Raw genomic sequence first — 10,091 nt, 5'->3', positions numbered from 1 at the left:
TCATGGATCGCCATTCTCATCGCTCTCATGTTGGCCTTTCCGTTTGGATGGGGACTTGGAGTCCTGATCGCACCTCCCATCACGTATCTGATCACAGGGGGATGGGATTTCGGTCAACTGCCCGCCATGACGGTTCCCATTGGCATCGTCGCTTCGCTCATTTTTGCAATACTCCCGACGATCACGATTCGTACTCGCCTCGCAGTTTTGTTTTTCGGCAGCGTCGCCTTCTTCGTCGTTGGTTGGATTACGGGCTAGTGTCGTCGGCGGAAGTTTGGCGGCGATATCCGGGGTCCGTCACTCTCTTTCTCCGACGCAGGGGTCTTTACGATGGATAGAGAATCCGCACTCCAGATTCGGAACCACTCCCTAAAAGCCATTGCGGAACTGACGCAAGTGCTAAACAAGCTTCAGAATCGCTGCTCACCGGAAGAATACGAGAAGATCAAAAGAGGCGTGGGGCTAGCGATTGGGAAGATTCAGACCGACTTGTTGGATGTTGTTGTCGCAACGCATCCCGACCTAGACGACCTCGGTGGCTGAACTGAGGCAGAGTCGGCAGATCAAGAAAACCTCAACGCACACGGACTATCCCGTAGCTACGTACTCCAGAGAATCGGCCTGTCCATTCCGACAATTCGACCCGTCCTCCGACTGGCGTCACAACCCCCATATTGTTTGAGGCGTTGACCATCTGCCCATCGTCCAAACGCACCGTGACACCGTACCGAATCATCGTCTTGGAGGCGGTCGTCTGAAACGCAACCACTGTTCCGACTACATCGCCTGTTTGTCGAGCAAGAAAACCATCAGCGGACCAGAGCATGAGTGCCACGGAGCAGACAACCGCAATCAGTTGCACAAGACAGCCGGGCGTACTGTCAACCCATCGAGAAAGACCACTGGAATTTTTAACAGCGGGAGTCACGGCTGCGGAATGAGCAAGGGTCCATCCAGAGCGCAATAACTCATCACCGCACCGTTGAAGACTGTTCGGAAGTGTAGCTGCAAGAAGAGTCAGACGGGAACAATGATGGATAGTGCGTATGGAAATAGAGCAGCACGATCAGTGAAGCCGGAACAACAATGGATAGCACTGGCGGGATGAATACCAGCATTACAAACTGTAGAAACCGCCTGCGAAACTGTGCGACCACTGGAAGGTCTTCGGCAGTTACGCCGGCCCTCCAGTCATGAGAGAAGCGGAAACAGCTTCGGAGCGTGCGTCGATAGTCGAGTGCTGGACGCTCTAAAATTCGGTTACGTGCAGCCCTAAGTCGTCTGGCACCCAGATGCACTACGAGCACCCACACAAGGGCGACTGCGACTTCACCCAGATTCAGACGTGAGAAGAAATCTATCACTCGCTAGCTAACCGGCTCGCCACATATTTCGTGCCAAACGCCGGGTATGTCTTTCAGCGAGTAACGTCAGCCTTCAATCGCCGCAAGCGTCCATGTGCTCGAAGGCGTCAGTTTCATCGCTCCAGCCAATTTCACCGCCCGGCGTTTGGACCATCACCCACCAAGTCTCCTCCGCTTGGCTCTCCGGTCGCACATACTCGCAACTCGCTGGCATCTTTTCGCAGTCATCTACTGGAATCCCACCGCTGTAAAGCTTGCCCTTGTACCAGAACAAGGTGTCCCATTCCCCCTCGTAGTTCAGAACATAAAGGGTCTGGCCGGGTTCACCGGAGAAGGGAAGACGTTCGGGATCTTTGGTGAACCCAAGAGTCTCAACAGACTTCAGAACCTTCGCCGTTCCGTATTTCGTAGTGATGGCAACCCCGGTTACTCCTGTGACGGTTTGGCCCTGCTCCAGTCGGAACATCACTGGAGAATCCTTGTCATGTGTCTGATGAAACGAGACGGGTCGTAACAAGGTCCACTGCCGATAGGTACAGCACTCAAACGGGCAAACCCCCCAGTCATAGAACGGCAGAGGCGGCTTCTCCTGAGACTGCTCCTGTGGCTTCTGCGCTGACTGCTCCTGTGGCTTCGCCTGTGTCATCACGCAGCCGCCCAACAAGCATACGAATAGGACGATTGCAGATTTCATATCGGAGCCACTTTACGGCTGCGGAACCAGCAATGGTCCGTCCAAACCGCAGTAACCCACCGGGCCCGTATCGCAGCAGGTCTCTTCGACCTTCCCTAAGAATGGGCTGGCTTGGAGTTTCTCGCAGGTGAATCCAAGCGACCCTCTAACAAAATAGTGTTTCCGGGAAGTCAGGTACGCCATCCGGGTCGCCAGTTCTTCCCCTATTGGCTCACGAGTTGGCTGCTCACCACACGACGCTTCTCGTACAGTCGCCGGACCCTTGATCTGGATTTCCAGAAATGATTCGCCGTCCTTCTCGATCACCCGGCAGGCATCGCTTTTTTTTCGCCGACTTCATAGCAAGCGGCTGGGTACATACATGACGCCGAGGAGAGGGTTGGACAAAGTGTGAGTAAAATGGCTGTCGTCAACAAAGGTTTCAGAACATTCCCGCCATTGAAGCTAGAGAACCTGTCACGCATAGAGGACAAGTAAATAGTATACAATGTGGGCAATTATAGGCCCCCACACTCGTCGGGAATGCATGGCCCAAATCGTTGGGATCACTGCCCAGAGTGCCATGGCGAGCACGAAGCCTATGCCCTGACTCCAGTGCATTAGACCAAAAAGCAGAGAGGCGACCATCACAACGGTCAGAGACCCTGAAATTCGTGATTCAAGGTAGCGCACCACCAATCCACGGAAAATCGCTTCCTCCAACAGTGCAGCCGATAGGACCGCATAGCTGATGAGAACGAGTCGCTGAACACCGGACGGGGGAAACTGGTAACCATGGAATGGGCCTCTGGGAAAGGACGTGACGAGTATAGGCTCAACATTCCAGTGAACGGAAAAGAGTAGGACGACGCCCAAAACTGCACCGGCCGCAACTGTTCTGAACCGTAGGGGTCGGGTTAAGCCTAACGTGCTCAAGCTAATCCTGTTTTGAAATAGGAAGAACGCCAGCGTGATGACTGGGGTCGCTGTGTAAAAAATGAGGTCAAGGGACCAAAGCAGAACTTGCGAGCTTGGAGGTATTGCCATCAGGTAGAAGTCATTGACGTAGTACGGCCACACCACCAAGAACACCACCGTTCCCGACAATGATGGTGAGGTTTTGGTCATCGGCTTGGTTTTATCCGCATCGTTCGCTGATCCGAATACCGGCTCGAGCTTCACAATTTATAGAACAGCCTGACTTCACTCCAGCATCTCAACCGAACAGACGCCATACACAGCCAGTACCGCTCGGCCTCGTCCGTGGAATTATAGGCCCTTGGCGTGGTATCATTGCGCTTCAATCGTGAAGAACCTCACACCATTCTTTGAAACACCTGAAGCAACGTTAGCGCCCCGGTCACCGAGGACGCCGCTACAATTCGGTTTCGTTCCTTCTTTCGTAGCAGGTCACAGCCGCCGACGAGTAACGCCCGTCGCCGGAGAAGTTAATTCGTTTCAGGTCATTTTTTTTCGTCCTAAACGCCAACCACCTGCCAGATACCGCATAAGTAGCTGTGCCATGAAGAACACCGAAGAGCCCATCACACCGAAGCAAATCGAAGACATTCTGCAAGTTTCAAAAATCCAACACCGCCACTGGGAGAGGCTGTTGGGCCTGAAGCCATTGCAGCCCAGTTACGGCAAGGGTCTTACAACGCTCTACAGCCGGGAGAACCTCTTCTGCCTGCTGTTACTTCAGAGGCTGTTTCAGAAGTTCAGATTCACACTTCCGGCTGCTGTGGGGTTGGTGAAGCGGCTCCTGAACGAGGTTGGACTGGAGAGATTGCAGAGGCTGCCTTCGGTTACGGTCACGGTCTTCGCAACAGAAGAGACAAAGCAGTCAGTCACCAAGCCCGCATCAAAACCATCGGTTCTCGTCCGTGGAATTATAAGTCCAAGGCGTGGTACAATTGCGTCTTCAATCGTCGGAAGGCTGACGATTCCCCTAAAAGACTTGAAGGAGGCTGCGTATGGGTCCGTAACCTAAGACGACCGCTACAGGTGTATTCAATCTAACCGTTTTAACCCGTTTTCCAACAAGAGAGCCGCTTAGGAGGACTCCAAGGGAAAGCCACAACAAGAACAAATACAGGTGATGTTATGACTGCAAGTTTTGAAATCGAAGACCATTTGGATGAGTGCCGTAACGATGAGGGTGACGGTGACGGTGGTGACGGTGTTTTCGCAAACCTCTGGGAAGCTGCTCAGAGATACCGTGAACTGGGATACAGGACGTTCCCTGTTCCTCGTCGTAGTAAGGGCGCTGTAGAGTCGTGGAAGAAGTATCAGACTGAAGATCCAGATTCTGAAACCTTTGAAGGTTGGTTCAAGGACACCACCACCAACATCGGACTCCTGACCGGAGAAGCGAGTGGTGGAGTGGTGGATGTGGATTTGGATTGTTTGGAAGCTGTTTACCTAGCTCCCCACTTCCTTCCAGAGACAGGAATGATCCATGGAAGAGAAGGAAATCCAGAGAGTCACCACTACTTCAAAGTCTCTTCTGTACCTTCATATAAAGCGTACAAAGATGAAGATGGAAAGATGCTCATGGAACGTAGAGGAGACAAACACTACACCATAGTTCCTCCGAGTATCCATGAGGACACAGGAGAACAGATCACTTGGGTTTCTGATTCTGCCGTCACCAGCGTCACCACCGTCACCACTCAAGAGCTAGAAGAAGCAACGAACAATTTGGCTGCCTGTACCATTCTTTCAAGAGCGTGGCCCGCAAAAGGCTCCCGACACGACTTTGCTCTAGCTGTTGCAGGGTCGCTTTTGAGGGCAGGCAAGGACGAAGAGTTTATAAAGAAGATGATTCGTCTGGCAGCAGAGACCGCTGACGATGAAGAGGTAGAGGACAGGATCAGAGCCGTTGAAACTACAGCACAGTCGTTGAAGACAAACTCTCCAACGACCGGCTACACTACTTTGGTATCGCTGATGGGCCAGAAGAGAGCAGAGAAGTTCGCCGATTGGCTGGGTATGGAAACCACTTCCAATAAGACCAGCAGCAAGAGAGAAACCGCTGCAAACCAAGCAGAAGATCTACTACGACTGGTTGAAGACAAAGGCGTAGAACTCTTCCACAACCAGCAGCACGTTCCATATGCCAGCTATCAAAGTGCAAAAGGCTGGGAAACGTCACGGATTTCCGATGCCAGTTTCAGTCGCTGGCTAGGGCACGTCTTCTACAACTCCACAAACACCATCCCCAACACTGATGCTGTCAAGAAAGCCATTGCAACATTGGAAGGGATGTCTCTCTACGAAGGTGAAACGAAGAAGGTGTTCATCAGAGTCGGAGAGCATGATGGCAAGGTCTATCTAGATCTGGCCGATGAAACGGGACGTGTAGTCGAAGTAGATGCAGCGGGTTGGACCGTTCTCGATACAGCACCCATCAAATTTGAACGTCCGTTGGGAATGCTACCTCTGCCTGAACCCGAGCGTGGTGGTTCGGTAGAACTTCTTGGCGAGTGTCTCAACATCTGGGATGAAGTTTCTTTCAAACTGACTGTGGGCTGGCTTCTCGGCGCACTATCTCCCACGGGTCCGTATCCAATTGCGGTCTTCAGAGGGGAACACGGATCAGGGAAAAGCTGCAATACGAAGTTCACACGCAGACTGATCGATCCGTGCAGTCCTGATCTAGTCCCGGCTCCTAAGAACGAGCACAACCTGATGATCCAAGCGAGAAATTCCCACGTTCTTTGTTTCGACAATCTCTCCCGTATCACACCAGAAGTTTCTGACTTCCTGTGTCGTCTCTCAACGGGCGGCGGGTATCGGTCGAGAACGCTATACAAAGACGATCAAGAGTCATTGATTGACGCTACCCGGCCACAGATCCTGAACGGAATTGACGACATCGCTCGCCGTGGAGACCTCGTGGATCGCTGTATCGTCTTCGATCTTCCCCGGATTGAGGAACGGAAGACCGAGAAGGAACTGGAAGCAACGTTTCAGGCGATTCACGGGCCAGTGCTTGGTGCCTTACTGGATGCGGTCAGCGGCATCTTGGCCTGCGAAGATGACCCCGTGATTCCTGACATTCCACGCATGGCAGACTTCGTTACATGGGTATCCAAGGCAGAGGAAACACTCGGCTGGGAACCGGGATCGTTCGTAGAAGCGTACAGGGCCAACTCTTCAGCGGCGAACGATGCGGTTATCGAGGATTCCAATGTTGCGGCTGCGGTTCTTTGGTTCATGCAACTTCGCAAGCGGTCTTGGACAGGAACCTGTTCCGAACTACTGGATATCTTCAAGAAGCACAGGGACCAGATTGGGGCCAGTAGTGGTTGGTGGCCGGATACCCCCTCTATTCTTTACAGTGAATTGAGGCGTTTGGCTCCGAATCTTCTTGAGGCTGGAATCTCCATCGAGAAAGCTGGCCGCTCAAAAAAGGGCCGCAAACTCGTCATTGATCTGGTGAAGAACGGTGAAACTGAAAAGGGTAACAACATCCAACAGGCAGCGTAGTCGTAATACTTGGGGTGTCGTCGGATTGGATAGTTGGAGTGGGAAAACTTCCAGCTTCCTTCCGACTCGCCTCCGGCTTATTCCGAATCTATCCACAACCACGAACAACATCCCGCCGTCCATGAAGAGGCATCCGAATGCTCAATCAACAAGGATTGTCACCGGAAAGACTTGGCGGATCTGCTCGGCAAAAAATCGGCCAAACTTCTTGCGGACTGGCTAAATCTCACTCCCACCAATGCCCCTGCCGAATGCGACCGGAATCAGAATGAAACTGTGGATGAAGAGGCCATCGATCTGGAACTTCTTGAGGAAGGGGATTTTGACTGCCAAGGCGAACCACTCGAAGAATGCACGATGGACCAAGACTAATTCTCGAATCAACGTGAACCAGCAATGGGCCTTCAGAACTTTCAAGAGCGGGAGTGCGTCGCTTCAGAAATTTCATCGACAACACCATAGGTCGCAATCGTTAACGCTTTCCGAGTTGCATAATCACCATCGACGTTCTTCCTGCAACAACAAGGCGACGTTCATGACTGCAAAGTGCAAGCCTGATTTGTAGCTGGAAGGAATGCTGCACTCTTGGCTTGGTATTTGGGATGTTCGACGTGTTGTTCCGAGGATCGCCGGTACGAAGACAACAACATGAGCACCGAGAGTTTCTGAATGCTGGTCGATGGTCGAGTTGAAGGGCGTGACTGGGAGAGCGTTGGAAGATCGTCCGAGACGCCAGAGAACTGCCCGAACCCTTCCCTCGTCATCGCCCAAACCATCCCGATGATGCCAAAGGCCGGATCACGAATTCCAAAGGACCTGATTGGAAAATTTTGAAGCGACTCGCCCCGGACGATTTCCCGAGAGTTTCACAAGTTAGACGCCGCACCGCTTCAGAGTCCTCTCAGAGCGTCTTTTCGATAGATTTATGGAATAGCGCCTTTTCCCACATCTGTTTGCCCTGCCCTTGGATCGCCCTACCGTCCACGCCTCAGCCCTTCCAGAGATCCGCAGCGGCCTTTCTCAGATCTGGATGCTGAATTGGGGCCGAGGTTGTTGCGGGCTTGGATGGCAACTGTCTGGGTGGCTTCAGGACGGGTCTAGGACTGCTCGATCACACCCTTCCCGATTGGAACGAACCAAAGGCCCGCCATGACCAAATCAAAGAGATCGCATGGGAAAATCTGATCTGGCCGGGAAACGACTTCCTTCGGACCAGAAAACTCCGCTTTTTCAGTAGCTTAGGGGCATATTTTCGGGTCGGCGGTCCCAAACAAGAACGATCAAAATAGCTCTTGGATGCTTTTCGACCAGACCACCCCGGATTTCGCCAGAGCAGTCAATTTCGTCAAAAACTCACGGATATTCAGGAGGTTAGCGGGAAAACCAGTCGAAACTCGCCTGACAAAATTTCTATCATGGTTTTTTTATTGGCTCTGACCTGTTCCTTGCCTGCCGGATTTCCCTCCGCAGTTCCCAGAGCCCTCCAGACCGCCTTCCTTGGCCGTCTTTCCGATCTGGCTCTGGCGCTCTCCGTAACCGTCACCGGGATATTCCCCACTACCGAATTTCACCGCCATCGAACGAGTGAACTCCTGCTGACCATTCGAGCTTCCTGCCCACCAGAAGAACTCGTCATCAGATATTCGGAAACGCAGTCGTCGTGTTTCCAGATGTTCAGATCGTAGTTGAAATTCGGACGCCCCTCTTCACCGCCAACGATCTGCGGCATTTCAGATTCTGTAATTCTGTCTTTCTGACCTTCGCTTGTTCAAACAATCGCTTCGTTGGTTTCGGGGAGTCGGGAAAGCGCTCGGTTGAAACTTTGTAATTTTGAATAGGGTCACATTTGTCTTGACAGGATGTTGGCGGTTTGGTATTATAATAGGTGCGCCAGCATTATGACCTCAACACTTAACACGAAGGAGACCAGCCCATGCGAAGTTAGAATGTTTCACCGCAACCCATCACCGAGATTCACAATCATCCAACTACTAACCGAAGAGCACCGAAATGATGCGCCACGGGAGGGGAAGGAAACAACAGGTCCTAAAAGGGAAGCTACAATGAGCGTTGAAAGAAAGAGGAAAGAGAAGAGTGTTTCAAAGAACGTGACGGCCCAGTCCGCAAAGCGATGGGTGAAACTTGCCCACTACTGCAAGGAATCGGGCGACACTAAGGACGCTGTTCAGGCACGAAGAAAAAAGGGCGTCTGGCTGGATGGCGTGCAAACCTGCAAAGCCCCGAATGGGAAGATCTACGTGTGCCCTGAAGCGGCTTACCAGTGGGTTGAGAACGGAACGGGGGTGATGCAGTGAAGCTGCCTACTGGAATTCAGGTTCGTCCCAACAAGCATGGCGACAACCTCCTCATTTACTTCCGCTACAAAGGGGAGGATTGCCGGGAAATACTCAAGCAGAGACCGACGAAGTCGAACATTCGCTATGCGGAACGTCTCCGTGGAGAGATTTTGAATCGCATCGAACGAAAGACTTTCGACTATGCCGAGTACTTCCCTGACTCGCAGCGAGCCCGACGTTTTGGGCACAATCCTCAGAATAGGACCATCGAGGAATTGCTGACGGCTCAGCTTAAGATCTGGGAGAAGACCCTTCAGCCCAGCACCGTTCGTGGCTATCGCATCGCCATCGACGGTCACCTGATTCCGAAGTTCGGAGCGATGAGAGTGCAAGACCTTTCACCGGCGCTTCTCCGAGAATGGATCACAGGTCTCACCTGCACTGCGAAGCGAGTACGCAATATTCTCACACCATTGAAGACGGTGTTGGAAATTGCAGTGAATGACGACCTCATTCCCTTCAATCCTCTCGCAAAGGTTTTTGTGGACAGGCTGCTCAACAAGGACACACGAGAAAGTTCCTTCGTTGTGGACCCGTTTGATTCTGTAGAGGTGGAAGCGATCTTGGCAGCAGCTTCAGAGCCGCAGCATCGAAACCTCTTTCAGTTCGCATTCGCTACTGGGCTTCGCACGTCGGAACTGATCGCTCTTCGATGGTCGGCTATCAATTGGGATAAGAAGACAGCGCACGTCTCAGAAGCGTTCGTGGAAAAAGCCATGAAAGGCCCCAAAACCGAAGCCGGGATTCGTGACGTGGAGCTAACACCAGAAGCGATTGAAGCCTTGGAGCACCAGAAGGAATTCACACGGCTTCAAAACGACAGGATCTTCCATAATCCCCGGACGATGAAGCCGTGGGTAGATGACCGACAGATCCGTCGTCAGTGGACTCCTATCCTAGAAGAAGCGGATGTCCGGTACCGCAACCCGTACCAGACCCGGCACACCTTCGCCTCAACGCTTCTAAGTGCTGGCAGGAATCCATGGTGGGTCGCAAAGCAGATGGGCCACAAAACCGTGGAGATGATCTTCAAGCACTATGGCCGTTGGATTCCCGAAAGCCGGGACCGGGAGAGAACCCCATCGACGGACCCAGCTAAGGCCGTCTCAGGATCGCAAGCAGCGAACGGCTAGCTTCCAGTCTTCCTGATCGTCCTTAAGAGCCTGCCTCCCTGCTTGTAGCGATGGGAGGCGGGCTCTTATCGTT

General features: G+C 52.6%; 8 protein-coding genes. 6 read left to right on the top strand and 2 right to left on the bottom strand.

Going from position 1 to position 10,091, the window contains the following annotated elements:
* The coding region (locus VGK20_08635; GenBank protein ID HEY2774103.1) for a hypothetical protein at nt 1-258 on the top strand (258 nt) is incomplete at its 5' end.
* A gap of 1,179 nt (nt 259-1,437) precedes the next feature.
* On the opposite strand, the gene VGK20_08630 is transcribed toward VGK20_08635, so the two are convergent.
* Both VGK20_08630 and VGK20_08625 read right to left on the bottom strand, forming a co-directional pair.
* Nucleotides 1,438-2,058 carry a hypothetical protein gene (locus tag VGK20_08630; protein HEY2774102.1) on the bottom strand — a complete coding sequence of 207 codons (621 nt, stop codon included), beginning with the start codon at nt 2,056-2,058 and terminating at the stop codon, nt 1,438-1,440.
* A 456-nt stretch (nt 2,059-2,514) separates the two neighbouring features.
* Nucleotides 2,515-3,219: a type II CAAX endopeptidase family protein gene (locus VGK20_08625; protein ID HEY2774101.1), complete on the bottom strand. Its 705-nt coding sequence runs from the start codon at nt 3,217-3,219 to the stop codon at nt 2,515-2,517.
* 340 nt (nt 3,220-3,559) lie between these two features.
* On the opposite strand from VGK20_08625, the gene VGK20_08620 reads away from it, so the two are divergent.
* The 5 genes from VGK20_08620 (at nt 3,560) to VGK20_08600 (ending at nt 10,018) form a co-directional block, all read left to right on the top strand.
* Entirely contained in the window at nt 3,560-4,027 is a 468-nt protein-coding gene (locus tag VGK20_08620) for a hypothetical protein (protein ID HEY2774100.1), read from the top strand.
* Between the two features lie 113 nt (nt 4,028-4,140).
* Entirely contained in the window at nt 4,141-6,528 is a 2,388-nt protein-coding gene (locus VGK20_08615; protein ID HEY2774099.1) for a bifunctional DNA primase/polymerase, read from the top strand.
* A gap of 33 nt (nt 6,529-6,561) precedes the next feature.
* Nucleotides 6,562-6,900 (top strand): hypothetical protein, encoded by a 339-nt coding sequence (locus tag VGK20_08610; protein ID HEY2774098.1) that lies wholly within the window; start codon nt 6,562-6,564, stop codon nt 6,898-6,900.
* Between the two features lie 1,691 nt (nt 6,901-8,591).
* Nucleotides 8,592-8,843 carry an excisionase gene (locus VGK20_08605; GenBank protein HEY2774097.1) on the top strand — a complete coding sequence of 84 codons (252 nt, stop codon included), beginning with the start codon at nt 8,592-8,594 and terminating at the stop codon, nt 8,841-8,843.
* Nucleotides 8,840-10,018: a site-specific integrase gene (locus tag VGK20_08600; GenBank protein HEY2774096.1), complete on the top strand. Its 1,179-nt coding sequence runs from the start codon at nt 8,840-8,842 to the stop codon at nt 10,016-10,018. The genes VGK20_08605 and VGK20_08600 overlap by 4 nt, the downstream gene beginning before the upstream one ends.
* Nucleotides 10,019-10,091 lie beyond the last annotated feature (73 nt).

This window comes from Candidatus Binatia bacterium (genome assembly GCA_036493895.1).
In the GTDB taxonomy this organism is placed as follows: Bacteria; Desulfobacterota; Binatia; order UBA1149; family CAITLU01; genus DATNBU01.
This window is presented reverse-complemented; position numbering and strand designations above follow the sequence as displayed.

What these genes read in the sequence shown, in the direction of transcription:
- VGK20_08630 (HEY2774102.1), bottom strand. Translation starts at nt 2,058, where the DNA reads ATGAAATCTGCAATCGTCCTATTCGTATGCTTGTTGGGCGGCTGCGTG.
- VGK20_08620 (HEY2774100.1), top strand. Translation starts at nt 3,560, where the DNA reads ATGAAGAACACCGAAGAGCCCATCACACCGAAGCAAATCGAAGACATT.
- VGK20_08615 (HEY2774099.1), top strand. Translation starts at nt 4,141, where the DNA reads ATGACTGCAAGTTTTGAAATCGAAGACCATTTGGATGAGTGCCGTAAC.
- VGK20_08605 (HEY2774097.1), top strand. Translation starts at nt 8,592, where the DNA reads ATGAGCGTTGAAAGAAAGAGGAAAGAGAAGAGTGTTTCAAAGAACGTG.